This window comes from Burkholderia aenigmatica (assembly GCF_902499175.1).
Lineage (GTDB): Bacteria > Pseudomonadota > Gammaproteobacteria > Burkholderiales > Burkholderiaceae > Burkholderia > Burkholderia aenigmatica.
This window is the reverse complement of the sequence record NZ_CABVQC010000008.1, coordinates 15,833-41,843: the sequence shown is the minus strand read 5'-3', so window position 1 is coordinate 41,843 and position 26,011 is coordinate 15,833. Positions and strand designations below refer to the sequence as shown.

At 64.0% G+C, this 26,011-nt stretch carries 23 protein-coding genes; 18 read left to right on the top strand and 5 right to left on the bottom strand.

Annotated elements, in window-relative coordinates; translation table 11 throughout:
- Nucleotides 1–116: 116 nt before the first annotated feature.
- The 4 genes from odhB (at nt 117) to BDO18943_RS08025 (ending at nt 4,656) form a co-directional block, all read left to right on the top strand.
- Nucleotides 117–1,391 carry a 2-oxoglutarate dehydrogenase complex dihydrolipoyllysine-residue succinyltransferase gene (odhB, locus tag BDO18943_RS08040; RefSeq protein ID WP_175021893.1) on the top strand — a complete coding sequence of 425 codons (1,275 nt, stop codon included), beginning with the start codon at nt 117–119 and terminating at the stop codon, nt 1,389–1,391.
- An 83-nt stretch (nt 1,392–1,474) separates the two neighbouring features.
- Complete coding sequence (lpdA, locus tag BDO18943_RS08035; protein ID WP_175021892.1) at nt 1,475–2,905, top strand: dihydrolipoyl dehydrogenase; 1,431 nt, start codon at nt 1,475–1,477, stop codon at nt 2,903–2,905.
- 98 nt (nt 2,906–3,003) lie between these two features.
- Nucleotides 3,004–4,101, top strand: coding sequence for a cell division protein ZapE (gene zapE, locus BDO18943_RS08030; RefSeq protein WP_041492816.1), 1,098 nt, complete (start codon nt 3,004–3,006; stop codon nt 4,099–4,101).
- A gap of 144 nt (nt 4,102–4,245) precedes the next feature.
- Nucleotides 4,246–4,656 (top strand): transposase, encoded by a 411-nt coding sequence (locus BDO18943_RS08025; protein WP_043182594.1) that lies wholly within the window; start codon nt 4,246–4,248, stop codon nt 4,654–4,656.
- 103 nt (nt 4,657–4,759) lie between these two features.
- Here the strand turns inward: BDO18943_RS08025 and BDO18943_RS08020 are convergent, their stop codons facing one another.
- From BDO18943_RS08020 to BDO18943_RS08005, 4 genes are all read right to left on the bottom strand, one after another.
- Nucleotides 4,760–5,221 carry a DUF2147 domain-containing protein gene (locus BDO18943_RS08020; RefSeq protein ID WP_175021891.1) on the bottom strand — a complete coding sequence of 154 codons (462 nt, stop codon included), beginning with the start codon at nt 5,219–5,221 and terminating at the stop codon, nt 4,760–4,762.
- Nucleotides 5,222–5,387: 166 nt separating this feature from the next.
- Entirely contained in the window at nt 5,388–7,073 is a 1,686-nt protein-coding gene (locus BDO18943_RS08015; RefSeq protein WP_175021890.1) for a ShlB/FhaC/HecB family hemolysin secretion/activation protein, read from the bottom strand.
- A gap of 144 nt (nt 7,074–7,217) precedes the next feature.
- The gene (locus tag BDO18943_RS08010; RefSeq protein ID WP_175021889.1) at nt 7,218–8,627 is read right to left on the bottom strand and encodes a collagen-like triple helix repeat-containing protein; all 1,410 of its coding nucleotides are present in this window, start codon (nt 8,625–8,627) and stop codon (nt 7,218–7,220) included.
- 40 nt (nt 8,628–8,667) lie between these two features.
- Complete coding sequence (locus tag BDO18943_RS08005; RefSeq protein ID WP_407649796.1) at nt 8,668–10,575, bottom strand: collagen-like triple helix repeat-containing protein; 1,908 nt, start codon at nt 10,573–10,575, stop codon at nt 8,668–8,670.
- Nucleotides 10,576–11,252: 677 nt separating this feature from the next.
- On the opposite strand from BDO18943_RS08005, the gene BDO18943_RS08000 reads away from it, so the two are divergent.
- From BDO18943_RS08000 to BDO18943_RS07935, 14 genes are all read left to right on the top strand, one after another.
- Entirely contained in the window at nt 11,253–11,453 is a 201-nt protein-coding gene (locus tag BDO18943_RS08000; RefSeq protein ID WP_175021888.1) for a Flp family type IVb pilin, read from the top strand.
- A 101-nt stretch (nt 11,454–11,554) separates the two neighbouring features.
- A complete protein-coding gene (locus tag BDO18943_RS07995; protein WP_175021887.1) occupies nt 11,555–12,052 on the top strand; it encodes an A24 family peptidase in 498 nt (165 codons plus the stop codon).
- The gene (locus tag BDO18943_RS07990; RefSeq protein WP_175021978.1) at nt 12,052–12,555 is read left to right on the top strand and encodes a TadE/TadG family type IV pilus assembly protein; all 504 of its coding nucleotides are present in this window, start codon (nt 12,052–12,054) and stop codon (nt 12,553–12,555) included. The genes BDO18943_RS07995 and BDO18943_RS07990 overlap by 1 nt, the downstream gene beginning before the upstream one ends.
- Nucleotides 12,556–12,630: 75 nt before the next feature.
- Nucleotides 12,631–13,575 (top strand): Flp pilus assembly protein CpaB, encoded by a 945-nt coding sequence (gene cpaB / locus BDO18943_RS07985; protein WP_175021886.1) that lies wholly within the window; start codon nt 12,631–12,633, stop codon nt 13,573–13,575.
- A gap of 64 nt (nt 13,576–13,639) precedes the next feature.
- Nucleotides 13,640–14,971, top strand: a complete 1,332-nt coding sequence (locus BDO18943_RS07980) for a type II and III secretion system protein family protein (protein WP_175021885.1) — start codon at nt 13,640–13,642, stop codon at nt 14,969–14,971.
- Nucleotides 14,972–15,031: 60 nt separating this feature from the next.
- Nucleotides 15,032–16,306: a fimbrial protein gene (locus BDO18943_RS07975; RefSeq protein ID WP_175021884.1), complete on the top strand. Its 1,275-nt coding sequence runs from the start codon at nt 15,032–15,034 to the stop codon at nt 16,304–16,306.
- 3 nt (nt 16,307–16,309) lie between these two features.
- Nucleotides 16,310–17,665 (top strand): CpaF family protein, encoded by a 1,356-nt coding sequence (locus tag BDO18943_RS07970; protein WP_175021883.1) that lies wholly within the window; start codon nt 16,310–16,312, stop codon nt 17,663–17,665.
- Nucleotides 17,658–18,650, top strand: a complete 993-nt coding sequence (locus BDO18943_RS07965) for a type II secretion system F family protein (RefSeq protein ID WP_175021882.1) — start codon at nt 17,658–17,660, stop codon at nt 18,648–18,650. The genes BDO18943_RS07970 and BDO18943_RS07965 overlap by 8 nt, the downstream gene beginning before the upstream one ends.
- Before the next feature lie 4 nt (nt 18,651–18,654).
- Entirely contained in the window at nt 18,655–19,647 is a 993-nt protein-coding gene (locus tag BDO18943_RS07960) for a type II secretion system F family protein (protein ID WP_175021881.1), read from the top strand.
- Nucleotides 19,648–19,665: 18 nt separating this feature from the next.
- Nucleotides 19,666–20,508, top strand: coding sequence for a tetratricopeptide repeat protein (locus BDO18943_RS07955; protein WP_175021880.1), 843 nt, complete (start codon nt 19,666–19,668; stop codon nt 20,506–20,508).
- A gap of 25 nt (nt 20,509–20,533) precedes the next feature.
- Nucleotides 20,534–20,863 carry a DUF3613 domain-containing protein gene (locus BDO18943_RS07950; protein WP_175021879.1) on the top strand — a complete coding sequence of 110 codons (330 nt, stop codon included), beginning with the start codon at nt 20,534–20,536 and terminating at the stop codon, nt 20,861–20,863.
- Between the two features lie 5 nt (nt 20,864–20,868).
- Nucleotides 20,869–22,902: a pilus assembly protein TadG-related protein gene (locus BDO18943_RS07945; RefSeq protein WP_321533529.1), complete on the top strand. Its 2,034-nt coding sequence runs from the start codon at nt 20,869–20,871 to the stop codon at nt 22,900–22,902.
- 11 nt (nt 22,903–22,913) lie between these two features.
- Nucleotides 22,914–24,305, top strand: coding sequence for a sigma 54-interacting transcriptional regulator (locus tag BDO18943_RS07940; RefSeq protein WP_043182617.1), 1,392 nt, complete (start codon nt 22,914–22,916; stop codon nt 24,303–24,305).
- Between the two features lie 54 nt (nt 24,306–24,359).
- Complete coding sequence (locus BDO18943_RS07935; protein WP_175021878.1) at nt 24,360–25,061, top strand: DUF2968 domain-containing protein; 702 nt, start codon at nt 24,360–24,362, stop codon at nt 25,059–25,061.
- 77 nt (nt 25,062–25,138) lie between these two features.
- Here BDO18943_RS07935 and hfq read toward each other — a convergent pair whose 3' ends face one another.
- Nucleotides 25,139–25,717: an RNA chaperone Hfq gene (gene hfq / locus BDO18943_RS07930; RefSeq protein WP_175021976.1), complete on the bottom strand. Its 579-nt coding sequence runs from the start codon at nt 25,715–25,717 to the stop codon at nt 25,139–25,141.
- Nucleotides 25,718–26,011 lie beyond the last annotated feature (294 nt).

The window sequence follows — 26,011 nt, the reverse complement described above, 5'->3', positions numbered from 1 at the left end:
AAGGCGTCATGCGCTTTCCCGTCTCTTTTGGCCCGCCGGGCGCGTAGCGCGCCGCACCGGCCGAAGGAATCGCACGAACCTCGTCATTACCCAGATTAAGCATCCAGGAAAATCACATGGCTATCGTAGAAGTCAAAGTCCCCCAGCTTTCGGAGTCGGTTTCGGAAGCCACCATGCTGCAGTGGAAGAAGAAGCCGGGCGAAGCAGTTGCTCAAGACGAAATCCTGATCGAACTCGAGACCGACAAGGTCGTGCTCGAAGTGCCGGCGCCGGCCGCGGGCGTGCTCGCGCAAGTGCTGCAGAACGACGGTGACACCGTCGTGGCCGATCAGCTGATCGCAACGATCGACACCGAAGCGAAGGCAGGTGCAGCCGAAGCCGCGGCGGGTGCCGCCGAAGTCAAGCCGGCAGCAGCGCCTGCTGCAGCCGCACCGGCAGCACAGCCGGTTGCCGCAGCCGCATCGTCGACCACCGCATCGCCGGCTGCATCGAAGCTGCTGGCCGAGAAGGGCCTGTCGGCGGGCGACGTCGCAGGTTCGGGCCGTGACGGCCGCGTCACGAAGGGCGACGCGCTGGCAGCAGTCAGCGCACCGAAGGCTGCTCCGGTTGCCGCACCGGCGAAGACCGCCGCTGCGAAGCCGTCGCTGCCGGACGTGAAGGTGCCGGCGTCGGCGACGACCTGGCTGAACGACCGTCCGGAGCAGCGCGTGCCGATGTCGCGCCTGCGTGCGCGTATCGCCGAGCGTCTGCTCGAGTCGCAGCAGACCAACGCGATCCTGACGACGTTCAACGAAGTGAACATGGCCCCGGTCATGGAACTGCGCAACAAGTACAAGGACAAGTTCGAGAAGGAACATGGCGTGAAGCTCGGCTTCATGTCGTTCTTCGTGAAGGCGGCCGTCCACGCGCTGAAGAAGTTCCCGCTCGTGAACGCGTCGATCGACGGTAACGACATCGTCTACCACGGCTACTTCGACATCGGTATCGCTGTCGGCTCGCCGCGTGGCCTCGTCGTGCCGATCCTGCGCAACGCGGATCAACTGAGCCTCGCCGAGATCGAAAAGAAGATCGCCGAGTTCGGCCAGAAGGCGAAGGACGGCAAGCTGTCGATCGAGGAAATGACGGGCGGTACGTTCTCGATCTCGAACGGCGGCGTGTTCGGCTCGATGCTGTCGACCCCGATCATCAACCCGCCGCAGTCGGCAATCCTCGGCGTGCACGCGACGAAGGAGCGTCCGGTCGTCGAAAACGGCCAGATCGTGATCCGTCCGATCAACTACCTCGCGCTGTCGTACGACCACCGCATCATCGACGGCCGCGAAGCCGTGCTGTCGCTCGTCGCGATGAAGGATGCGCTGGAAGATCCGGCACGCCTGCTGCTCGACCTGTAAGCCGAGTTTCACCGCATTGACCCGCTCCGCACGGGCGCGCGACACGCGCTGCCCGTGCGGTTGCACAAGAAGAAAGGATTGTCATGTCCAAGGAATTTGACGTCGTCGTGATCGGCGCCGGCCCCGGCGGCTACATCGCCGCGATCCGCGCTGCGCAGCTCGGCAAGACCGTTGCCTGTATCGAGAAGTGGAAGAACCCGGCCGGCGCGCTGAAGCTCGGCGGCACGTGCCTGAACGTCGGCTGCATTCCGTCGAAGGCGCTGCTCGCATCGTCGGAAGAGTTCGAGAACACGTCGCACCACCTGGCCGACCACGGCATCACGGTCGACGGCGTGAAGATCGACGTCGCGAAGATGCTCGGCCGCAAGGACGCGATCGTCGAGAAGATGACGAGCGGGATCGAGTTCCTGTTCAAGAAGAACAAGATCACCTGGCTGAAGGGCCATGGCAAGTTCACCGGCAAGACCGACGCCGGCGTGCAGATCGAAGTGAGCGGCGAAGGCGAAGCCGAAGTCGTGACCGCGAAGAACGTGATCATCGCGACGGGCTCGAAGGCGCGTCACCTGCCGGGCATCCCGGTCGACAACAAGATCGTGTCGGACAACGAAGGTGCGCTGACGTTCGACGCGGTGCCGAAGAAGCTCGCCGTGATCGGCGCAGGCGTGATCGGCCTCGAGCTCGGCTCGGTGTGGCGTCGCCTCGGTGCCGAAGTGACGGTGCTCGAAGCGCTGCCGGCGTTCCTCGGCGCAGCCGACGAAGCGCTCGCGAAGGAAGCGGCCAAGCTGTTCAAGAAGCAGGGCCTCGACATCCATCTCGGCGTGAAGATCGGCGAAGTGAAGACGACCGCGGACGGCGTGTCGATCGCCTACACGGACAAGGACGGCAACGCGCAGACGCTCGACGCCGACCGCCTGATCGTGTCGGTCGGCCGCGTGCCGAACACCGACAACCTCGGCCTCGAGGCAATCGGCCTGAAGGCGAACGAACGCGGCTTCATCGACGTCGACGACCACTGCCGCACGGCGGTGCCGAACGTGTTCGCGATCGGCGACGTGGTGCGTGGCCCGATGCTCGCGCACAAGGCGGAAGACGAAGGCGTGCTGGTCGCGGAAGTGATCGACGGCCAGAAGCCGCACATCGACTACAACTGCATTCCGTGGGTGATCTACACGTACCCGGAAATCGCATGGGTCGGCAAGACGGAGCAGCAGCTGAAGGCGGAAGGCCGCGAGATCAAGTCGGGCAAGTTCCCGTTCTCGATCAACGGCCGGGCACTCGGCATGAACGCGCCGGACGGCTTCGTGAAGATGATCGCGGATGCGAAGACCGACGAACTGCTCGGCGTGCACGTGATCGCTGCGAACGCGTCGGACCTGATCGCGGAAGCCGTGGTCGCGATGGAGTTCAAGGCGGCGTCGGAAGACATCGCCCGTATTTGCCATCCGCACCCGTCGATGTCGGAAGTGATGCGCGAAGCGGCGCTCGCCGTCGACAAGCGCTCGCTGAACAGCTGAGCGCGGTATAGCGCCGGCCGGCCAACGGCCGGCGCAGCCGTCTCATGACGAAGGCGGGCGGGGTTTCCCGTCCGCCTTCGTTTTTTCTGGTTTGCCCGATGAACGTCACCGAATACTACACGCGCGAATTGACCACGCGCGGCTATCAGTCCGATCCCGCGCAGCGCGCGGCCGTCGATCGCCTGCAGCAATGCTTCGACGAGTGGGTCGAGTACAAGGCGCGCCGCTCGAACGCATTCAAGAAGCTCATCAATCATCCCGACCTCCCGCGCGGCGTCTACATGTGGGGCGGCGTCGGTCGCGGCAAGAGCTTCCTGATGGACAGCTTCTACGCGGTCGTGCCCGTGCAGCGCAAGACGCGCCTGCATTTCCACGAATTCATGCGCGAAGTGCACCGCGAGCTCGAGGAACTGAAAGGGCAGGCGGATCCGCTCGACGAACTCGCACGGCGTATTGCGAAGCGCTACCGGCTGATCTGCTTCGACGAGTTCCACGTGTCGGACATTGCCGATGCGATGATCCTGTATCGTCTGCTCGACCGCCTGTTCAACAACGGCGTGCAGTTCGTGATGACGTCCAACTACGACCCCGACGACCTGTATCCGGACGGCCTGCATCGCGACCGCATGCTGCCGGCGATCGCGCTGATCAAGTCCAGGCTCGACGTGCTCAACGTCGATGCGGGCGTCGATTATCGCCAGCGCACGCTCGCGCAGGTGAAGATGTATCACACGCCGCTCGGCGCTGACGCCGATCGCGAACTGCGCCATGCGTTCCAGAAGCTCGCTGCCGTTCCTGACGAAAGCCCGCTCCTGCATATCGAGAAGCGCGAGCTGAAGGCGCTGCGCAAGGCGGACGGTGTCGTCTGGTTCGATTTCGCGACGCTGTGCGGCGGCCCGCGCTCGCAGAACGACTATCTCGAACTCGCGAGCCGCTTCCACGCGATCGTGCTGTCCGAAGTGCCGCAGATGTCGCCGCGGATGGCGTCCGAGGCGCGTCGCTTCACGTGGCTCATCGACGTGCTGTACGACCACAAGGTCAAGCTGCTGATGTCCGCGGCGGTGCCGGCGGAGCAGTTGTATGTCGAAGGCCCGATGGCCAACGAGTTTGCGCGGACGGTCTCGCGAATCGTCGAAATGCAGTCGAAGGAATATATCGAAACACCCCGCCGCATCGTCGATACGTCGCTGACCTGATTGCGATTTTCGGGAATGGGCGGGATTCAAACGTCAATTCCGGTCAAATTGGGGCGATCTCGGGGTATTTTCGGATTTGTCTTATATTCATTGTTGAGGTGAGCCGATATCGTTGTGTCATGGTTACCAAGGCTGGAGATGTCCATGACACCGTATCGCGATTTGACCGATCAAGAGTGGCGCTGCGTCGCGTCGCTTCTGCCCGAAATGCAGCCGCGCACCGAGTTGCGCGGCCGGCCGTTGGCCAATACGCGTGCCGTGCTGAACGGCGTGCTCTGGGTAATCTACAGTGGCGCAACGTGGTCGGCCATGCCGCGCCGTTACCCTTCGTATCAGACTTGCCATCGACGCTTCAAGGTCTGGCACGAGACGGGTACGTTGATGAGTGTCATGCGCGAACTCTATGGCGATGCAGGCGTGAATCTGTGCAACGAGTTGTCCACGCGGATGCGCAAGCACACGCAATCGAAGGCGGCGGAAGCGCGCAGCAATGTGGCGCCCGCGTATCGCGCACCTGGCAGCTATGCGTCGGACACGCTGAAGCATGCAGCGTGAAATCCATCAGTTCCAGCTACACCTGCACCAAAAGAAAATCGGCCTGGCGACATTGTCGCAGGCCGATTTTTTCATTGAGCCGCGCGTTTAAGCCCGAGTCGCATTATTGAGAGCGAACCCAGGTCTGCGAACGACCGAGCAGCGACACGCCGATGTAACCGCGCACGACGAGTTTCTGGCCGCCGTCTTCAAGCGTCATCTTGCACTTGTAGACCTTGCCGTTCTCCGGGTCGAGAATGTTGCCGCCGTCCCAGTGGTCGCCTTCCTTCTTCATTGCCTTGATGATCGTCATGCCCTTGATGAGCTGATCCTTGCGCTCGTCCGTGCAGGCGGTGCAGCGGCGATCCGGCGTATCGTTCGCGCCGAGGCCCTTGACGACTTTGCCGGTCAGCGCACCGTCGCTGTCTTCGGCGATCTGCACGAGCGCCTTCGGCTGATGGGTGTTGTCGTCGATCGTCTGCCACATGCCGATGGGGTTGTCAGCTTGTGCGAACGTGGGGGCGGCGCAAGCGAGCAGTGCGCCGGCGACGGCGATTGCACGCAACGGGCGGGTCAGTTGAATCATTGTCGTCCTCCTTGTTTTGCATGTCGTGTTCGATTTGCACGCACAACCGTCTGCATGGGGCGGGCATGTTGCGAGCTTCGCCAGAATACGTGAAACCGCGCGCCACGTTTGATAGAGGGGACTCTAATCGAAACAGCCCGCGTGGCGCGGGCTGTCGGGTGACCGATCAGTTGAGCTGATACGAAAATGCGGCGTTGATGCGCGGGCTGCGCGATGCGCTTTCGACGGGCGCGTCTCCCACCGGCTTCGCGACGTTCAGATCGAGGCTGTAGAAGCGGCTGTCCGAGAAACGCACGCCGATGCCGACCGACGACATGCGGTTCGGTGACGGTGTGCCGGCATGCAGGTACACACGTGCCATGTCGTAGGCGATGTATGGCGTAACGGATTTCATATACGTCCAGCCCGGTGTGAAGCCGCGGTTGACCTCCAGCGACATCCCCCATCCCGAGTCACCCGACGCTTCGCCCGGCTGATAGCCGAGCGCGTAGCGCGTCGAGCCGAACGAAATCTGCTCGGACGTCGGCAGCGAGTCGGGGCTGTATTGCCCGGTCAGCGAGATCGACGTACCGATCCGGAACGGCCATTCGTTGGTTTGCGTGAAGGTCGCACCGGTACGGACGAAGGTCAGTGAAATCGGGTCGGCGTACGTAATCGTCGAGCCATTCGCCTGGGCGGTCTGCGATTTCGACGCACCGAGGATGTCGAACGCCTTGGCCACGTTGACACTGAACTTTCGCACCTGCTTCGGCTGGACGCTCGTGTAGTCAAGCTGCAGCTGCATCACGCGAACCTGCGACCGATTGTTGAGCGTCGCGCCGGTGATCTGGTTCTGGTAATTGTCCTCGTTGTGCGCCGCATAGCCCGATACGGTACCGAGCAGGCTGCGCTGATTGTTCAGCAGTATTGGATAGGATGCCGAAAGACCCAGTTTTTCGTTCTTGACCGTGCGCTGGATGTACGACGGCAGGCCGGGATTGTCAGTCGGCTTGCCGCGATAGGTGCTTGCGTCGAGGCGCGTGATCAGGCCGCTGCTGCCGACGGGGAGCGCACCGCTGAATGCGAAGTAAGTCTGCTTGTCGCGCCCCGGCGGCGCCAGCGCGGAAATGCTCAGTTGCTCGCCGAACGACGTGAGGCCGTTTTCGGTCGCGGTGATGAGACCCTGGACGCCCGGGTGGTTGAAGTCGATGCCGGTGCTGACGTTGAACGGCTTGCGGTCGACGGCGAGTTCGAGCGTCGTCGCACCGTCGGTGGTTTGCGGCGGCGGTACGTTCGCCTTTACCGTGAGGCCGGGCAACAGGCCGAACGTGTTCACGTAGCGTTCGAACGTCGCGCGGCGCAGCGGGCGATCGGCAGTGATATGCGCGGCGATCGAACGAATCTTCGATTCCATCGCACCGGGCTTGCCGGTGACCTTGACGTCCGACACGTAGCCTTCGACAACCGTGATGCGCACGACGCCGTTCTCGAACGTCTGCGCAGGAATGAACGCGAACGACAGCGCGAAACCGCGATCCTGGTACAGCTTGGTCACGCCGTTGGCGGTTTCGATCAATTCGCCGATCGTGATGTCCTTGCCGACGAGAGGGGTGAAGCGACGCGAGATTTCCTCGAACGGCACGGACTTTACGCCTTCGACCTGGAACGTCTTCGGTGTCACGTGGCGCGATAGCAACTCCTGCAACTGCGGTGCTTGCGGTGCGACCTGCACGGTCACGTTCGGGCCGGTTTTCGGCGCGTTGATCTGGGGCAGGGAGTCGAGCGGGTTACCTCCGACGCGCGTTTGTGCATGTGCCGTGCCTGCTGCCGCGATGGCGAGCAGCATCATCCATCTGTCGAGTCTGGATTTCATTGTTCTTCCTCGTAGGCCTTGCTTTTCGTCTTCTTTGTAATGCCGGCGCGCGACACCAGGGTGTCGCGCGCCGCGTGCCGCAATGCCGGTTGTGTTTGTATGGCCGCGCCATTCGCTCCGGCTGCGAAGATGCGACCGTCCTCCTTACTTGCCAACGCTACCCAGCAACCCCGTGACCGGTGCCAGCAGGCCCGTCGAGCTGCCGCCCGACGCTGCCGTACCCGTGACGCTGCCGACCAGCGACGTGACCGGCGCGAGCGGGCTAGCGCCCCCCGATCCTGCTGCACCACCCACTGCTCCGGTGACAGTATTCAGCAAACCGGTGACCGGCGCGAGAGGGTTTGCACTGCCTGTGCCGCCCGTTGCGCCGCCGAGCGTGCCTGTCACCGTCGACACGAGATTCGTGACGGGGGCGAGCGGGCCGCCGCTGCCGCCTGCTGCGCCACTGAGCGCTCCCGTCACCGTGGAGACGAGGCCCGTGACCGGTGCGAGCGGGCCGCTGCCCGAACCACCGGTCGCGCCGCCGAGTGAGCCCGTGAGCGAGCCGAGCGGCGTCGAGCCGAGACCCGACAGCAGGCCGCCGAGCGGATTCGTCGAGCCGGAACCCGACGATGCGCCGTTTTGTACGGTCGCCGTCGAGCCGCCGACGAGGCTCGTGATCAGGCCAGGGATCGGTGCTGCGCCGTTCGGGCCGTTCGGGTTGACGAGGCCGCCCGCGTTGGTCACGGTGTTGCCGACCGCGGTCACGAGCTGACCGACGTCGCCGACGAGCGGCTGGCTCGACGTGCCGCCGACCTGCTTACCGGCCGAGCTGATCGCGCCGCCAACCTGGCCGAGCAGGCCCGAGACGGGTTGGCCGAGGCCGGTCGTCGTGCCGACCTGTTGCGTGACCTGGCCGGCGGTGATCACGAGCGGCGTGATCGCCGAGCTGAGCGGCTGCGTCACCTGCTGTACGGCGCCCGACGACAGCGTCGAGCCGATCGTCGTGCCGGCGGCTGTCAGGCCGTTGGCCACCGTATCGAGCACGGTGCCGACCGGCGTCGTGACAGGAGCGAGCGGCGCGAGCTGGCCCGTGCCGAGCGCCTTGACCGTCGAGCTCAGGCCGGACACCGTGTTGCTCGTCGCGCCGACCACATTGCCGAGGCCTGCAACGGTCGTGCCCACCGGATCGTTAGTCGTGCCGATCTGTCCCAGTCCGTTGCTCACGGCATCGGCGGCTGCGCCGACGATCGTACCGGTGCTGGAGATCGTGCTGCCGACACCCTTCGTCACGCCGTCGCCGAGGCCCGGCAGGCTGATGTTGCCGACCGTGCTGCCGAGGTCGGTGGCCGTCTGGCCAACCGTACTGACGACTCCCTTGGTACCGGTTGGCGTGCCGCTGGTGCCGCTCGTGCTCGGCGTACCGCTCGTGCTGGGGTTGTTGTTGCTGCTGGTCGGCGGCGAGCTGACGCCGCCGCCGCCGCAGGCGGCCAGCAGGCAGGCTGCGGCGAAGGCCGTGAGGGGCACGCGCCATTGGCGCAGGGTGGCTGTCGTGAGAGAACGTTGCTGGGACATGAGTGACTCCTCGCTGTCTTGTCGATTGATGGATCTTGGTTTACTTGCCGTGCGTGCCGCCGAGCAGGCCGCCGATCAGCGACGTGACCGGCGCGAGCGGATTCGACGCCGAGCCCGAGTTCGTGACGGCGCCCGTACCGCCGGTCAATGCGGGCGCACCAACCGTGCTGGTCACCGTGGACACTGCGTTCGTCACCGGGGCGAGCGGGCTGCTGCCGCCCGTCGCGCCGCCGAGTGCACCCGTCACCGTGCCGAGGAGACCCGTGACCGGCGCGAGCGGGCCGCCGCTCGTGCCGCCCGTTGCGCCGCCGAGCGCGCCGGTAACCGTGGAGACGAGGCCGGTGACCGGTGCGAGCGGGCTGCCGCTGCCACCCGTTGCGCCGCCGAGCGCGCCCGTGACCGTGGAGACGAGGCCGGTGACCGGTGCGAGCGGACCGCCGCTGCCCCCCGTTGCGCCGCCGAGTGCGCCCGTTACCGTGGAGACAAGGCCGGTGACCGGTGCAAGCGGGCTGCCGCTGCCCCCCGTTGCGCCGCCGAGCGCGCCCGTGACTGTCGAGACGAGGCCGGTGACCGGTGCGAGCGGGCCGCCGCTGCCGCCCGTTGCGCCACCGAGTGCACCGGTAACCGTCGAGACGAGACCAGTGACCGGTGCGAGCGGACCGCCGCTGCCGCCCGTTGCACCACCGAGTGCGCCGGTAACCGTCGAGACAAGGCCCGTGACCGGGGCAAGCGGACCGCTGCTGCCGCCTGCTGCGCCACCGAGTGCGCCCGTCACCGTGGAGACGAGGCCGGTGACCGGTGCGAGCGGACCGCTGCCGCCACCCGTCGCGCCGCCCAGTGCGCCGGTGACCGTCGAGACGAGGCCGGTGAGCGGAGCGAGCGGGTTGGTCACGCCGCCGGTGCCGCCCGTGAGCAGGCCGCCGACGGCCTTCACCGTGTTGCCCGTCGACGAGACCGTGTTGCCAAGGCCCGTCGTGACGGGGTTGCCGCCGGTCGACGCGAGCAGGGCGCCGGCCTGGTTCAGGCCGTTGCCGACCGTGCCGAGCAGCGTGTTGACGGGCGCGCCGAGGCCGGTCGCCGTGCCGACCGTCTGGGTCGTCTGGCCGACCATCGTCGTGATCGGCGTGATGGCCGAACTGACCGCCTGCGTGACCTGCTGGATCGGGCCGGTCGACAGTGCGTTGGTGAGGGTGGTGCCGCCGTTCGATACGGCGCCGCCGAGCGTCGATACGAGTCCGCCGACGGCGCCCGTGACCGGCGCGAGCGGCGTCAGCGGGCCGCTGCCAAGGCTCGAGACCAGGTTGCCCGTCTGCGTGACCGCGCCGCCGAGTTGGTTGACCACGCCGCCCGTGCTGGCGAGCGTGGTGCCGAGCGGATCCTTCGTCGCGCCGAGCTGGCCGAGACCGTTGCCAAGGCCGTTGCCGAGTGCGGTCACGGCGCCGCCGACGTTCTGCACGATGCCGCCAGCGGCCTGCGTGGTGGCCGGGTTGACGCCCGGCAGCGACTGGTTGGCGATGACGGAGCCGAGACCCGAGACGGTTCCGCCGACACCCGTGACGATGTTGCTGCTGCTTGCGAGGACAGTTCCCACTGGGTTCGACGACACACCCGAGGTGCCGGAGGTACCGCTCGTACCCGACGTACCGCTGGTGCCGGAGGTACCGGAGGTGCCACTCGTGCCCGAGGTTCCGCTGGTGCCGGAGGTACCGCTCGTGCCCGAACTTCCGCTGGTGCCGGAGGTGCCACTCGTGCCCGACGTACCGCTGGTGCCGGACGTACCGCCACCCGACGTGGAGATCGAATCGCCGGCGCCCGAGCTCGAGCCGCCGCCGAGCCCCTGGCTGATGGAGCCGGAGCCGCCGCACGCGGAGAGGGAAAGCATGGCTGCAACGGTGGCCGCGATCAGAGTCGTCCGGAACACGCCATGAGGGATAACCTTAATGTCCATTTTGTCCTCGCATTAAAAATGTGTTGTGAACTGCGTTGTGTTGAGTGGTGCGCGGACTACTCTGCAACAGTCGTGCCATTTCGATGCCCGACGGTTCGACAACAGGTTTTAAACGGGGCAATTCCTTGTTGGAAAAGGAAGTTATGGAAATTGAAAGATTGTTGAATCTGTTTAAGTACAGATAAATGAGAACGGTTTCGACCGTTTCGTAACGTAACGTCACAACATTGGCGTTACGCGTGGGGCGTAACGTGGTGGCCGCGCAGGCTTGGTGGACGAGGCAATTGTTTTACTGGTGGATTAGGTGTGCACATCTAACCTATCGTAAATCCTATGTGTAAGTCATACCGAAACGCCGTACAAATACGCTGTGCTGCTGGTCATTTTTTCGATCCGAGTCGTTAAAAGAGGTTGGAAGTTAAATAGGATCGGATATAGAATCCGGAGCAGATGTAAGCAAATGTACGGTTCGGTACACAACGTTCGAGGAGGGGCACTATCGCGAATGTTAACTTGCATCAAATGTTGAGCCATGCCCCTCGGGGCAATCTATAAAGAAAGCGCACCTGGTTGTCGTTACAGCAAATGTGGCGAACAGCGTGGGGCAAGCGGCCAGATATGCGGGGACGTATACGTATAAAAGGCCAAAAAACGTAAATACAGGCACGAGGAATAAAATGAAAGCACTCATCAAGCGCTTCCTTAAGGAAGAAGACGGGGTTACCGCAATCGAGTATGGTCTGATCGCGGGTCTGATTGCAGTTGCCATCATTGCTGGCGCCTCATCGGTGGGGACTAGCCTCAGCAGCACCTTCACGAAAATCGGAACCTGTGTCTCGTCGCCGAGCGCCGCGTGCTGGACGACGCCTGCTACCTGACAAGTAAAAACTGCCGGTTCCGAAAACACCTTGCGGCTTTGCGGCGGGCGAATTATTGACGTAATTCGCCCGCTGTCCTGGTCGCGGCAGGTCGCGACGTGATGGCTCATCTTTTCTTCATCGGGGCATTCCTGTGCTGGGCGGCATTCGTCGCGTCTAGCGATATCCGCTTTCGGCGTATTCGAAGCTCGCTGGTCGTCGCGGGGTTGGTCGGCGCATTGGTGGCTGCGACCATCGATCGAAATCCGTTCGGAATCTCGTTGTCCCAATCATTGGTCGGTGCGGCTGTGGGGCTGGTTTGTTTTTTTCCCTTGTTCGCATTGCGTGTAATGGGTGCGGCCGACGTCAAGGTATTCGCCGTACTGGGTGCATGGTGTGGTGCGCCAGCGCTGTTGTGGCTCTGGATTGTCGCGAGCCTCGCCGCAGGCGTGCACGCGCTCTGGATGATGCTTCTGTCGCGTACGCCAGTCTCCGCACTGTACAAGCGCGCGACGCCCACGATGACGCTCGGTGCCCGTCGAGCGACGCCATACGCGGCGCTTCTGGTGATGCCTGCGGCTGCATGGCTACTGCATCTTGTGTATGTGAGGGGGATGTGATGGCTCGGGGGACGCAAGCACGCCAGCCGTCCGCATGGCGGCGGCAACGGGGGGTGGCGGCGGTCGAGTTCGCTGTCGTGTTTCCTTTGTTCTTTCTGATCTTTTACGCGATCGTCACGTTCGGGATGGTTTTCATCATCCAGCAAAGTTTGACATTCGCGGCATCCGAAGGCGCACGCGCCGCGTTGAACTACACGTCTGTGCCGTGTGACCGGCTGCAGGTCAATGCGCGGAATGCGGTGACGCAAGCGTTGGCCGGCGCGCCCTGGTCGAGTAACGTCAGTTTCGCCGCGCAGGTTTCCACGTCGGCGCCGGCACCCACATCGACGCCCGGCGTGACCTGCGGCACGGCATTCGTATCGACGTCCACGTCCGCATTCAACGTGATGGTGACGACGACCTATTCATACGCGGCGAATCCGCTGATTCCGTGGATATTCCTGTTCAATGCGCCGCAGTTGCAGAGTAGCGCGACCGTGCAGGTTCAGCCCAGCATGCTTTGAATCGCACACCTATTGAATGTAGTCACCCGACCGTTGACACGCTCCAGAACCTGATTCCGGCATTCCCATACCAACATGGCCAACAATCTGACAAAAATCATCGCGGGGTTGCTGATTGCGATCGCTGTTCTGCTTGGAATCTACGCATGGATGCTCGGGCGCAGTACGTCGCGCCCCGTCCCTGTACAACCGACCGTCGCTGCGAACCCGGTACCCGTGGTCATTGCGACGCGCACGCTGCCGGTCGGTCAGCCGATTGCCGCCGATGCACTGAAGGTTCAACCGACGGCTCCTGCGCCGGCCGGCGCGTTTGCCGATCCGGCCACGCTGGTGGGTCGCGTCCCCGCGAGGGACATCCCGGCGTCGATGCCGGTCGTGTCGGACGCACTGGTGTCCGGGCTCGCCGAGGACGTTCAGCCGGGCGAACGCGCGATTGCGGTTCGCGTCGACGAGACCAATGCGGTCGGCAACCGTCTGCGGCCCGGCAACTTCGTCGACGTATTCGTGAACCTGAAGCGTGAAGGCGGCGGCGGAATGTTCGATGGCGAAGTGTCGCAGACGCAGGCGCGGCTGCTGATGTCGAAGGTTCGCGTGCTGTCGTTCGGCGATGCGACACCGGAGCGCGACAGCGGCAGCAACACGAACGGCAATAACGGCCAGCCGAGCAACACGCGCATCGCGGTACTCGCGATACCGACCGCGCAGGTCGATGCACTGACGCTCGGCGAGGCGAGCGGCCGGCTGACGCTCGCGCTGCGCAACCCGCGCGACGACGAGCTTGCGACGCAGACGGTGGCGGTGCGCACAGACAACAAGCTGTCGCCGTCGGCGCTCGCCGCCGCCGGCGTATCGCTGCAACAACTGTCCGGCACGTCGAGGACCGCAGCGGCCAACGTGAATGTGCCGCCGCTGCCGTCGCGCCTGCCGCCTGCGGTGCGGCCAGGCGGCAGCGGTAGCAGCGGTGGCAGCGGCAGCATCGAGGTAATCCGAGGCGGCCGGTCGGAAACGGTTGCGTATTGAACAACATCGATGGCCATCGATATCAGCGACGACAAGTAACGGCCGTGCGACGGTCCAATAAACAATGAAAAACTCACTGATTGCATTCGCGATTGCTCTCTGGGCCCTGACATTCGCCTCCTTTGCAAGCGCGAGCAGCACGATCGAGCTCGCGGTTGGCGCGCAGCGGCAGATTTCCGCCGGCCGCGCGCTGCAGCGGGTCGCCGTCGGCGATCCGGCGATCGCCGATGTGCTCATCATGAAGGGCAGTCGTGCCGGTTCGGTGCTGCTGATCGCGAAAGCGCCGGGGGCGACGAACGTGATGCTGTGGGAGCGCGGTCACGACGAACCGACGGTCTGGAGCGTCGAAGTCGTCGACGCGGCTGCGCAAGCGGTACTCGACGGCTCGACGCCGCAGGTGAAAGCGTACGGCGGGACGTCGGTGCTGCGGGGAACGTCGGCATCGCTCGATGCGCACGAGCGGGCCGCGGTGGTTGCCAAAAACATGAGCCCCAAGGGCACGGTGATCGATCGCTCGACGCTGGTCGGCAAGAACGTGGTGCAGGTCGACGTGCGGGTGGTGGAATTCAGCCGCTCGGTGCTCAAGCAAGTCGGCTTCAACTTCTTCAAGCAGAGCAACGGATTTTCGTTCGGCTCGTTCTCGCCGGGCGGTGTGCAATCGTACAGCGGCGGATCGGGGCCGGGCACGGGCGGGTACATTCCCACGCTCGGCGCACCGGTTGCCTCCGCATTCAATCTGGTTGTGAACGCCGCGGGACGTGGCATCTTCGCTGACCTGTCGCTGCTCGAAGCAAACAACATGGCGCGCGTGCTCGCGGAGCCGACGCTCGTCGCGCTGTCCGGCCAGAGCGCCAGCTTCCTCGCAGGCGGCGAGATTCCGGTGCCGTCGCCGCAGGGGCTCGGCTCGACTGCGATCCAGTGGAAGCAATACGGCGTCGGGCTGTCGCTGACGCCGACGGTGCTTAGCCCGAGCCGGATCGCGCTGAAGGTCGCACCGGAATCGAGCCAGCTCGACTTCGTGAACAGCGTGACGATCAGCGGCGTTGCCGTGCCGGGCATCACAACGCGCCGTGCCGATACGACGGTCGAACTTGGTGACGGCGAGAGCTTCGTGATCGGCGGCCTGATCGACCGCCAGACGATGTCGAACGTGAACAAGGTGCCGCTGCTCGGTGACCTGCCGATTATCGGCACGTTCTTCAAGAACCTGAACTACCAGCAGAACGACAAGGAATTGCTGATCATCGTGACCCCGCATCTCGTCGCACCGATTGCGAAGGGGGCGGTACTGCCGGCGACGCCCGGCGAGTTGTCCGAGCAGCGTGATGGGCCGGTGTGGCGATCCTATCTGGGCGGCGCGGCGTCGCCGGATGCAGCACCGGGGTTTTCGAGATGAATGTGAAGCATTGCGCGTTGCGGCACATCGCTACGCCTTGCGTAATCGGGGGTGTTCGACATGAATGCACGAACTCAATCATTGTGTGAACCCGCCGTGACCGACTACTTCGTTTGCGCATCGACAAAGGAAGCGCATGTGCGCTGGCTGGCCGATACGCTGGTGTCGGCCGGGGCGGTCGAGGCCGCGTCGCTGGAGCCGGGTGCGCTTGCGCAGCGCATCACGGGGCTCAATCCGGCCCTGGTGTTCATCGATTTCTCCGAACGCAGCGATGCGGCGAGCGTCGCCGCTGCCACGGTACGCGCAGCGCATCCGGGGTTGCCGATCGTTGCGCTCGGCTCGCTCGCCCAGCCGGAAAGCACGCTCGCTGCACTGCGTGCGGGCGTGCGCGACTTCATCGACGTGTCGGCCTCGGCCGAGGATGCACTGCGGACGACGCGTGGTCTGCTGACTCACGTCAGCGAGCCGACGAGCCGCCACGGCAAGGTCGTTGCGCTGCTCGGGGCGCGTGCCGGCATGGGCGTCAGCACGTTTGCCGCGAATCTCGCGGTCTGGCTGCAGAAGCGGGCGCTCGGTCCAGGGGCGACAGGCAGCCCGGACGGCGGCGTGCCGGCCGGTCGCCAAACCGCGCTGATCGATCTGGGGTTGCCAGCCGGTGACGGTGCGCTGTTCCTGAATACGCGCTGCGAATTCCATTTCATCGACGCCGTGCAGAACCTGCGCCGCATCGATCGCACGTTCGTCAACACCGCACTCACGCGGCACCAGAGCGGCGTCGCACTGACGACACTGCCGCCGGACCTGGGCGCGTTGCGCGACGTGTCTTATGCGTCATGCATCGGTTTGCTGAACCGTTTTCGCGCGTTCTTCGACCAGCAGGTCGTCGACCTCGGCGGGTTCTCGAATCGCGAGTTCGTCATGCAGATCGCCGCATCGGCAGACGAGTCGTGGCTTGTGTGCGATCAGGGTGTCGCATCGATCGTGTCGGCGGCCGACTTGCTCACCGGGCTGCGCGATGCGGGTGTCGATACCGACCGCGTCAAGCTCGTGGTCAATCAGTACGATCCGGCGCTGGACCTGATGCCGGGGCAGATCGCCGAGCGTCTCGGCTTGTCGCTGGTCGGCACCTTGCCCGCGCGTCGCGTCGCGATCGGCCATGCCGCGAACCAGGGACGGCTCATCGTCGATGCGGCGGAGCGCGATCCGTATGTACGCGCACTCGAATCCCTCGCCGCGCGGCTGCCCGGCGTATCGGGCATGGCGGGCGCGTCGCGCACCGCGCCGGGCCTGTCCGCGCTCAAGCGTTTCATTAAACCCTCGTCCAAGCGGTCATAACCGATGGCACACGACATTCAATTTGCCGACGGCGCAGCGCCGTTCTCCCAGACGCAGCAATTCCACGACATCAAGAATGCCGCGCACGAGCATCTGCTGACGCGTATCGAGGAACTGGGCGCCGAGTTCGGCCGATGGTCCCGCGAGGCGATCAATCAGTTCGTCGATCTCGAGATTGACAGCTTCGTGCGTCTGCGTCGCATTCCGCTCAACGAGAACGAGGTGCGCACGATCGCCGAAGCGCTGACGAAGGAGCTCGCGGGCTTCGGGCCGATCGAGGATCTGCTCGCGGATCCGGCGGTCGAGGACATCCTGATCAACGGCTATAACGACGTGTACGTGTCGCGCCACGGGATTCTCGCGAAGCTGCCGGTGCGCTTCACCGACAACGCGCACTTGCTACGCATCGTGCGCCGGATTCTTGCGCCGATCGGGCGTCGTCTCGACGAGTCGAACCCGATGGTCGACGCGCGACTGCCGGATGGCGGACGCGTGAACGTCGTGATCGAGCCGCTGTCGATCGACGGCCCGATTGTGTCGATCCGGAAATTCCGCAAGGATCCGCTCAAACCCTCGGACCTTCTCGGCAACGGCACATACAACGAAGAGATCGGCGCGTTGCTCGAGGCGGCGGTCGAGGCGCGTTGCAACGTGCTCGTGTCGGGTGGCACGAGCTCGGGGAAGACGTCGCTGCTTAACGCGCTTGCATTCCACATTCCGGAGGCCGAACGTGTCGTGACGATCGAGGATACGGCCGAACTGTCGCTGAATCACCCGCACGTCGTGCGTCTCGAGAGCCGTCCGGGCGGTTTCGACGGAACCGGCGTCGTGTCGATTCGCGACCTGCTGCGCAATACGCTGCGAATGCGCCCGGACCGGATCATCGTCGGCGAAGTGCGCGGCGGCGAAGTGCTGGAAATGCTGCAGGCGATGAACACGGGCCACGACGGCTCGATGGGCACGGTGCACGCGAGCTCGCCGCGCGAGTGTCTGTATCGTCTCGAGATGCTCGCCGGTTTCGCGGGCTTCCAGGGGACCGAGTCGAGCCTGCGTCGCCAGATCGCGAACGCGATCGACTTCATCGTGCAGATCGGGCGACTGTCGAATGGACGCCGCCGGATTCTGTCGATCACCGAGGTGACCGGGTTGTCCGACAACATCATCGCGACGCAGGAGCTGTATCGCTACGAAGCGCGCGTGACGCCGGAGGGCGAGGAGGTCGATAACTGGGAGTCGCTGGGTATCCATCCGCATTCGCCGAAGCTTGCACGTTTCCGCCAGACGTTGATGAACAGCGGATTGGGTGGCGCCGGGTTCGGCGGCGGCGGTTTCGGTCGCGGCGGGGGCTTCAATGTATAGCGCGATGGTCTGGATGCTCGCGGTCGCAATGGTGTGCGTGGCATCGGCGCTGATGCTGTGGCGACATGCGGAAACTCGGCGCGTGCGCACCGATGCAAAGCGCTTCATCGACAGCCGGCTTGAACCCGGTGCACGCGCGACGTCGCCGTCCGCAAGACCGGCGTCATCCGCTGCGTCGCGGACAGTGGCGTCATCCGGTGGCGTGCGCAACGCGACATCTCGTGCTTTCTGGGCGCACTGGTACGCGGTCGCGACTGAGTATCTGACCAACCTCGTGAACCGCGCCGGGATCGAAGGCGCGCGCGGCAAGGCGATCGTCGCGCTGGCCGTGCTCGTCGCGATTGCGTCCATCGCGGGCAGCCGCGGTGGCGCGCTCGCGTGCTTCGCCGCGCTGGTCTGCGGGGCTGCGATTTTTGGCATCTGGATCGCTTCGCGCATCCAGCGGCGGCGCCTGAAGATCGTCCGGCAGATCCCGTCATTTCTCGACGGGATCGTGCGACTGGTGACGCTTGGCAACAGCGTGCCAGCCGCATTTCAGGCAGCGCTGCTGACGACGGAGGAACCGCTGCGCGGGTGCCTCGATCACGTGTCGCGAATGTTGCGGACGGGTGTCGAGATCGACCGCGCGATGCTCCATATTGCGAAGATCTATCGGGCGCAGGAATTCGAACTGCTCGGGTCGGTGCTGCGCTTGTCGGTCAAGTATGGCGGTCGCGCGGACGTGATGCTCGAACGCATGGCCGTGTTCATGCGTGACCTCGAGCAGGCGGAGCGCGAGCTGACGGCGATGTCGGCCGAGACGCGGCTATCGGCGTTCGTGCTTGTGATGTTGCCGATCGCGATCGGCAGTTTTGTCGTGATGACCAATCCGAAGTATCTGGAAGGGATGTGGATCGACCCGGGCGGAAGAACGCTCCTCATCTTCGCGTTCCTGATGCAGGTTGCGGGAACCGTGTGGTTGTATCGAATGGCTCGACTCAGGTGATGCGATGACGGCGACTCAGATCGGATCGGTTGCTCTGGCGCTTGGCGCGCTAGGCGTACTGTTGTTTGGACTGATTGCGTTGATGCGTGCGAGCGCAGCGTCGCGTGCTGAACGCGCGCTGGCCGATGCGCTCGACCAGCGCATGGCGACACGCGACGCGGCCAAGGTACGGCCCGCGGCGGAGGACGCGACCGACGCGAAACCGGTCTCTCCCGGCCGTCAGCGCATCGAGCGCATGCTTGCGCGACTGTCCGCGGCGGGGATGCGCTGGCTCGATACCGGGTTCGGCAAGCACATTGTCGCGGAAGAGGATCGCCGCATTCTCGAGCAATGCGGCTACGTCGATACGCGCACTCGCGGACTGTTCCTGAGCGCGCGGATCGCTTGCGGGATCGGGTTACCGCTTCTGTTTGCGATATTCGCCAGCGGACGAATGAAGGGCGCGTACTGGATGATCGGGATGTTTGCCGCATTCGGGCTCGGTTTCATGCTGCCGAAGCTTTACGTGCAACGCCGTGCCGCCGCTCGTCGCCAAAGCGTCGTCGATGAACTGCCGTTGTTCGTCGACATGCTGCGCCTGTTGCAGGGTGTCGGGCTGTCGCTGGATCAAAGCCTGCAGGTCGTGACCAACGATTTCCGCGGGATGATGCCGGTGCTGTCGTCGGAGGTCGGCATCGCACAGCGTCAGTTCGCAGCAGGCCGCACGCGCGATCAGTCGATGCAGCGGTTGTCGGGCGGGTTCGAAAACGAGGACTTGCGTGCGATTGCCCGGTTGATGGTGCAGGTCGACAAGCACGGCGGCGCGGTGCAGGAGCCGCTCAAGCAGTTCGGCGACCGGCTGCGGGAGACGCGCCGCGCGATGCTTCGCGAGCGGATCGGCCGACTGACCGTGAAGATGACGGGTGTCATGGTCCTGACGCTGTTACCCGCACTGCTGATCGTGACGGCAGGGCCCGGGTTGCTGGCCGTGATGCATGCGCTGTCGGCGCATCAATGATGGGTGGAAGGGACGACGATGAAGCGGATCATCAGGATGACGAGGCACGCAAGTATGGTGGCGGCGGTGCTGCTGCTGGGTGCTTGCGCGTCCAAGGAAAGCGGCTACGGCATCGGTGCGCAGACCGAACGCGCGGCGCTGATTCATGCGGCTGACCAGAAACAGACAGTGCCGGATACGCCCGCGATGTATCTCGGTCTGATCCAGCGGATGCAGGCACAGGGTCTCTATTACGCGTCGCTTGCGCATATCGATGCGTACGACAAGGCGTACGGCGTGTCGCCGGACACGATCCTGCTGCGCGCAGACGCACTGCGCATGACCGACCAGCCTGCTGCCGGTGCGGCCGCCTATACGCAGTTGCTGAAGACGCCGCTCGCCGCTCGCGGTTACCGCGGGCTCGGGTTGATCGCCGGTGCGGCCGGCGATTTCGGTCACGCGGTACAGGCCCTGACGCAGGCGACCGAACTCGAGCCGACCGACGCGTCGCTGCTGTCCGATCTCGCCTACGCGAAATTGCGTAGCGGCGATGTGGTCGGCGCTCGGGTGCCGCTGATGAAGGCGGCGGAGCTGGATCAACGCAATCCGAAAATCGTCAGCAACCTCGCGCTGTATTTGCTCGCGGCAGGGCGCACACAGGACGCGCAGCGGCTGATGAACCAGCAGCATCTGTCAGCGGATATTCGCAAGGACATCGTCGGCGATGCCGCAAAAATTACGGCTGCTGCACATGCACAGCAGCGTGCGGTCGCAACGCCACCGGTGGTGTCGCGGCGCACCGCGACCGCGCCGATCACGCCGATGGCAAACAATTTTGGCTATGACCAGACCGTGCCATTGCTGCAACGGTTTGCACAATGAACAGAACAGACAGGCGGGGAACGACATGAATAACAACCATCAGCGGGCTATGCGTGCGGGGCGGATCGCGGTACTGGGCGCGATCATTTGCATGGCAATGGGCACCGCAGTCGTACATGCGCAACAAGGTACGGCGCCAGCCGCATCCGACGTCGACCGTTCGACCAGGGCATGGCTTTCGATGCAGCGAGACAACCGTGCGGCGGCACCGGTGCAGCCGATGCTCGGCGATGTTGCGTCGCTCGTTTATCAGCGTTATCTCGATTCGTTCAAGAACAAGATTCCGCAGTCGATGATGAGCACACTGGGCAGTTCGTCCGGCGGCATGTCGGGTAGCGGGCAGAGTGCGCAGTAAGCGAGATGACGATGCGGGCAGATCAAGCATATGGGTCTCGGCGGCGCGGCGCTCGCTCGCCGGGCAAACGACGTCAACGCGGCTCCATCATGGTCATGGCCGCGATCTGGGTCATGGTCGCGATCGTTGTGCTCGGGGTGATCGACATCGCGAATCTGTATTTGCAGAAGCGGGATCTGCAGCGTATCGCGGACATGGCCGCATTGGCGGCCGTGCAGCCGATGTCGAACGATCCGGTCAGTTGCCTGAACGACGCACAAAACAATGTGACGACGAGTGCCACCATCAACGACAAGGGTTATGCATTTACGTTGATAGGTGCCACGGCGACGGGAAATCCTACCGCGGGAAACGACCAGATTGCCGTCAGCTGCGGAAGTTGGGATTCGTCGAACGCTTACGTGACGCCGGCGTCGACTGCGGCGAATGCGGCGCAGGTAACGGTGTACCGGCAGGTGAACTACTTCTTCCTGGGGCTGCTGATCCAATTGAGCGGGCGACAGACCTCTGTCTCCGCGACGGCTACTGCACGTGCGTCGGCAATCGACACGTTCAGCGTGGGTTCGACGCTTGCGAGCCTGAATACCTCCTCGTCCGCGATACTCGATCCGCTACTCACCGGATTGCTGGGGGCCTCGGCCAACGTCAACGTCGGCCTGGCCAACTACCAGGCGTTGGCCGGAGCAAACGTTACGCTGGGTCAGTTGGCGACGGTGGCGACCCAACTCGGCACGGCGGGCATGTCGAGCCCCGCCAGCATCGGGAAGTTGCTCGGTCTTAATCTGACCGTCTCGGATATCCTGAACCTCACCGCCACGGCGGTGGGCAGCAATACCACGGTGGGCACGGTGCTCTCTGCGCTAAGCAACAGCGTTGGCGCCAATGTCAATGTCAACAAGATTTCTTTGGGGAGTCTCCTTCAATACTCGGGCAGCAATGCGGAGGCGGCGGCGAACGCGAGCATCAATGTGCTTCAGTTGTTGCTCACGACGGCGGAGATCGGTGCATACAACAGCGGGCTGACACTGTCGGTCAATTCAACAAGCTGCCCCGGTAGTGCGTTCTGTCCGCTCATTTCAGCGGTGTCGTCGCTGGTTCGAGTCAATAGCTTGCAATTGCAGGTGCTGGCGCCGCCGTCGATCGGAATAGGCGAAGCCGGACAAGTGAACGGCATATGGCGCACGCAGGCGTCGCAAGCGGAGATCGGGCTCCTCGTCGACGTGCAGGTGCTGGCGGATCCGCCACCGGTGGGAATTCCCTACGTATTGACGTTTCAGCTGACAGGGCCACATTTGCCCCTCTACATCATCCTGGGCGGGCCGGGTCGGGCCTGGCTGGCCAGTACGAGTTGCCAGTCGACCCCGGCATCGAGCACCGCGACGTTCGGCGCGCTGCCGGGCGTGGCGATGATTTGCGCCGGACAGACTACCGGGGGTAAGTTGAACCTCAATTCCCCGAGCTGTGCGACCAGCAGCGGTACGCTTTCTGTGGCGAAACTGTCGGGGTCAGGGGTGGTGAATTTCTCGCTTCTGCAACTCAGTCTGTCGCTGTCGAACCCCGTAGCGTACGTTGGGAGCAGCACCAGCACGCCGATCTACAGCGGGCCGCCATTGCCTTCGACTCCAGGTGCGCTGAGCACCAGCCTGCCGTTGTCGGGGACGGGAATCGTGTATCCGAACAATTCGCAATACTCGTTCTGCAATACCAAGCCGAGTAACGGCGCATGCACGTCGTCCGCATGGTCTCCGGGACCCAATTGGACCACGTCGTCGACAGCAACCAACACACTCAACGTGCAACTGACCAATCTGTTGAGCGGAACGCCGCTCCAGCTCAGCGTGGCAGGACTGGATCTATCGATCCTGACCTTGATACTTCAGCCGCTCACGGATCAGCTCATTCCTCTGCTGCTCGGGCTCGTCAACCCGTTGCTCAACCTGTTGGTCACACCGTTGCTGACGGCATTAGGATTGCAAATCGGCCAGGTGACCGTGATACAACATGGCCTGACTTGCAATGCCCCGCAAATCGTTCATTGAAAGCATCAACAATGAGAAACACCTCCGCAATCGAAGAGCTCGACCTGTACGTCTGGGAAGGCAAAGCGGACATTGTCGACCGCGTTGCCCGCTGCATGGCGAGCTTCGACGTCGAAGTGATCCGCGCCGACAATGCGGAAATCTCGCCGGAGCGCGCCGCCTTGCGGCCGTCGCTGGCGATCATCAGCGTGACGATGATCGAAACCGGCGCGGCGTTCCTGCGCGACTGGCAGGCCAACATCGGCATGCCGGTCGTCTGGGTCGGCGCGGCGCGCGACCACGACGCGTCGCAGTATCCGCCCGAGTATTCGCATATCCTGCCGCTCGACTTCACCTGCGCCGAACTGCGCGGCATGATCGGCAAGCTCGTCACGCAGCTGCGTGCGCATACGGCTGAAACGTCGCATCCGACCGAACTCGTCGCGCACTCGGAATCGATGCAGGCACTGCTGCATGAAGTCGATACGTTTGCCGACTGCGACACCAACGTGCTGTTGCACGGCGAAACCGGCGTCGGCAAGGAGCGCATCGCGCAACTGCTGCACGAAAAGCATTCGCGTTACCGGCACGGCGAATTCGTACCGGTGAACTGCGGCGCGATTCCCGACGGCCTGTTCGAATCGCTGTTCTTCGGTCATGCGAAAGGATCGTTCACGGGCGCGGTTGTTGCGCATAAAGGCTATTTCGAGCAGGCGGGGGGCGGCACGCTGTTCCTCGACGAAGTCGGCGATCTGCCGCTGTACCAGCAGGTCAAGCTGCTGCGCGTGCTCGAGGACGGCGCGGTGCTGCGCGTCGGTGCGGCGACGTCGGTCAAGGTCGATTTCCGCCTGGTCGCGGCGAGCAACAAGAAGCTGCCGCAGCTCGTGAAGGATGGACTGTTCCGTGCCGATCTCTACTACCGGCTCGCGGTGATCGAGCTGAGCATTCCGTCGCTGGAAGAGCGCGGCGCGGTCGACAAGATCGCGCTGTTCAAGTCGTTCGTCGCGCAGATCGTCGGCGAGGATCGGCTCGCTCAGTTGTCCGATCTGCCGTACTGGCTGACGGATTCGGTCGCCGACAGCTATTTCCCCGGCAACGTGCGTGAACTGCGCAACCTCGCCGAGCGTGTCGGTGTGACGGTGCGGCAGACGGGCGGGTGGGATGCCGCGCGGTTGCAGCGGCTGATTGCGCACGCTCGCAATTCGGCGCAGCCGGTACCGGCGGAGAGCGCGGCCGAGGTCTTCGTCGACCGCAGCAAGTGGGACATGAACGAGCGCAGCCGCGTCATTGCGGCGCTCGACGCAAACGGTTGGCGGCGTCAGGACACGGCGCAGCAGCTCGGCATCAGCCGCAAGGTATTGTGGGAAAAAATGCGTAAATATCAGATCTTCGACGAGGAGCCCGAGACCCGCGAAAGTGAGTAATTAATGAGATAAAATCGCGCTGAATTATAACGACTCGGGCGGGAATAGAACTTCATGAGCCATAAGACGGGGTTGGGAAGGGCGTGCGTATTGCTCGCCCTGGTGGGGGGCATGCAGGGCGCATACGCGCAAAGTCTGGCAGACAGCGGTTCGCCGGTAGTACAGCAGGCGTCGGCGCCGGTTGCGGCAATTCCGGTGATCGATTCGCAGACATCGGTGCAGCCGCAGGCGGGCGAGTCGACGGGGCCGAGCACGGTCGACGACCTGCAGCGCCAGATCCAGTCGCACACGCTGACGGAAATGCGCACGAGCTATAACGGCAGCTACGGCGCGAGCCTGCTGTTCAACGTCAAGGACGGCGCGTACTTCGTTGCACTGTTCCAGCAGAAGGCGTTCTGGCGCGTGATCAAGACTTACGACGAAACGCGTGCGGAAGCGATCTATCGCGATTTCTCGCATCAGGCGGAGCGGCTGGCCGTGAACGAACTGCGGGCAGCGAAGCTGGAATCGCAGAAAGCGCAAATGGACAAGCAGATCGAAGTCACGCAGGATCGCGCGCGGCGCCTGCAGGCCGATATCTCGATCGCCCGCCAGCAGCAGGCGGCGGTCGCGGATCGCCAGAAGAGCGTACGCAACGAGACGGCCGCATTGCAGGCGCAGCAGGCCGAGCTGCAGTCACAACTGCGTACGTTGCAGCAGCAGGTGCGTTCGTTGCAGCGCGAGGCCGATGCGGGCCTGCCGACGACGGCACACTGAACCCGATGGCGGTGCGGCGACATGCCGCGCCGGCCGCACAAGTAAAAAGGGCAAGCCGGTTGGCTTGCCCTTTTGTTTTACTGGCCGTCCGGCACGATTCGCCGGCGGCGTGTCACGATCACCGGCCCGTTGCCGCCGCGCGAATCCGACGGCGATGCGCTGCCGGATGCGTCGCCGGCGTCGCGTGGCGCGCCGTAGCTTTCGCGCGGTTCACGGGGTTCGCGCGGGGCGCCGTAGCCTTCGCGCGGCTCACGCGAGCCGTAACCCTCGCGCGGTTCGCGCGAGCCATAGCCTTCACGCGGTTCGCGGGAGCCGTAACCGCCGTCGCCGCGCGATTCGCGCGAGCCGCCGTGCGAGCCGTACGGGCTGTGACCGCCGCCTTCACGGCCACCCGGGCGCCCGCCGGTGCGCGGCCCGCGGGGGCCGCTGCCACCCGGGCGCGAGCCGCCCGTGTCGAGCTGGATCGTGGAAATCGCGTGCTTGTAGATGCCTTGCAGACCCACGGGGGTGCGCAGCATCACCAGGTACTGGTCGAACGACTCGATACATCCCGTCAGACGAATGCCGTTGACGAGATAGATTTCAACGCGCTTACGTTCCTTGCGCGCCGAATTGATGAAGTCGTTTTGCGGATGGGATTCTGCGGGATTGGCCATTGAGGTGCGGCAGGAGCCTGCGTCAGAGAATATGTTGTGCGTGTGTGTGGCGTGTTCGTCCACAAGGTGTTTGGCGGGATTCTACCCTGTTCAATCGGGGAGCGCGCAGTCGTGATTGTGTCGAACCGTAACCCACTATAGACGTTCCAGCGCATTTTCGCGATTCGACCGAACGGCTAATGTCATTTCGTTACGCCGCGTTACGACTCTCGCAGTGCCGTATCACCTTGGTTCGCGCGCCGCACGTACATTGGTCGGGCGAGCCGGGCGGGCCGGCATATCAGGGATTCAGAA

Bases quoted from the DNA above. Each gene is read 5' to 3' on its own strand.
- odhB (WP_175021893.1), top strand. From the start codon at position 117: ATGGCTATCGTAGAAGTCAAAGTCCCCCAGCTTTCGGAGTCGGTTTCG.
- BDO18943_RS08005 (WP_407649796.1), bottom strand. From the start codon at position 10,575: ATGGACATTAAGGTTATCCCTCATGGCGTGTTCCGGACGACTCTGATC.
- BDO18943_RS07975 (WP_175021884.1), top strand. From the start codon at position 15,032: ATGAATGCACGAACTCAATCATTGTGTGAACCCGCCGTGACCGACTAC.
- BDO18943_RS07950 (WP_175021879.1), top strand. From the start codon at position 20,534: ATGAATAACAACCATCAGCGGGCTATGCGTGCGGGGCGGATCGCGGTA.
- BDO18943_RS07940 (WP_043182617.1), top strand. From the start codon at position 22,914: ATGAGAAACACCTCCGCAATCGAAGAGCTCGACCTGTACGTCTGGGAA.
- BDO18943_RS07965 (WP_175021882.1), top strand. From the start codon at position 17,658: ATGTATAGCGCGATGGTCTGGATGCTCGCGGTCGCAATGGTGTGCGTG.
- BDO18943_RS08020 (WP_175021891.1), bottom strand. From the start codon at position 5,221: ATGATTCAACTGACCCGCCCGTTGCGTGCAATCGCCGTCGCCGGCGCA.
- BDO18943_RS07995 (WP_175021887.1), top strand. From the start codon at position 11,555: ATGGCTCATCTTTTCTTCATCGGGGCATTCCTGTGCTGGGCGGCATTC.
- zapE (WP_041492816.1), top strand. From the start codon at position 3,004: ATGAACGTCACCGAATACTACACGCGCGAATTGACCACGCGCGGCTAT.
- BDO18943_RS07970 (WP_175021883.1), top strand. From the start codon at position 16,310: ATGGCACACGACATTCAATTTGCCGACGGCGCAGCGCCGTTCTCCCAG.
- BDO18943_RS07960 (WP_175021881.1), top strand. From the start codon at position 18,655: ATGACGGCGACTCAGATCGGATCGGTTGCTCTGGCGCTTGGCGCGCTA.
- lpdA (WP_175021892.1), top strand. From the start codon at position 1,475: ATGTCCAAGGAATTTGACGTCGTCGTGATCGGCGCCGGCCCCGGCGGC.
- cpaB (WP_175021886.1), top strand. From the start codon at position 12,631: ATGGCCAACAATCTGACAAAAATCATCGCGGGGTTGCTGATTGCGATC.
- hfq (WP_175021976.1), bottom strand. From the start codon at position 25,717: ATGGCCAATCCCGCAGAATCCCATCCGCAAAACGACTTCATCAATTCG.
- BDO18943_RS08015 (WP_175021890.1), bottom strand. From the start codon at position 7,073: ATGAAATCCAGACTCGACAGATGGATGATGCTGCTCGCCATCGCGGCA.
- BDO18943_RS07955 (WP_175021880.1), top strand. From the start codon at position 19,666: ATGAAGCGGATCATCAGGATGACGAGGCACGCAAGTATGGTGGCGGCG.
- BDO18943_RS08010 (WP_175021889.1), bottom strand. From the start codon at position 8,627: ATGTCCCAGCAACGTTCTCTCACGACAGCCACCCTGCGCCAATGGCGC.
- BDO18943_RS07945 (WP_321533529.1), top strand. From the start codon at position 20,869: ATGACGATGCGGGCAGATCAAGCATATGGGTCTCGGCGGCGCGGCGCT.
- BDO18943_RS08000 (WP_175021888.1), top strand. From the start codon at position 11,253: ATGAAAGCACTCATCAAGCGCTTCCTTAAGGAAGAAGACGGGGTTACC.
- BDO18943_RS08025 (WP_043182594.1), top strand. From the start codon at position 4,246: ATGACACCGTATCGCGATTTGACCGATCAAGAGTGGCGCTGCGTCGCG.
- BDO18943_RS07935 (WP_175021878.1), top strand. From the start codon at position 24,360: ATGAGCCATAAGACGGGGTTGGGAAGGGCGTGCGTATTGCTCGCCCTG.
- BDO18943_RS07990 (WP_175021978.1), top strand. From the start codon at position 12,052: ATGGCTCGGGGGACGCAAGCACGCCAGCCGTCCGCATGGCGGCGGCAA.
- BDO18943_RS07980 (WP_175021885.1), top strand. From the start codon at position 13,640: ATGAAAAACTCACTGATTGCATTCGCGATTGCTCTCTGGGCCCTGACA.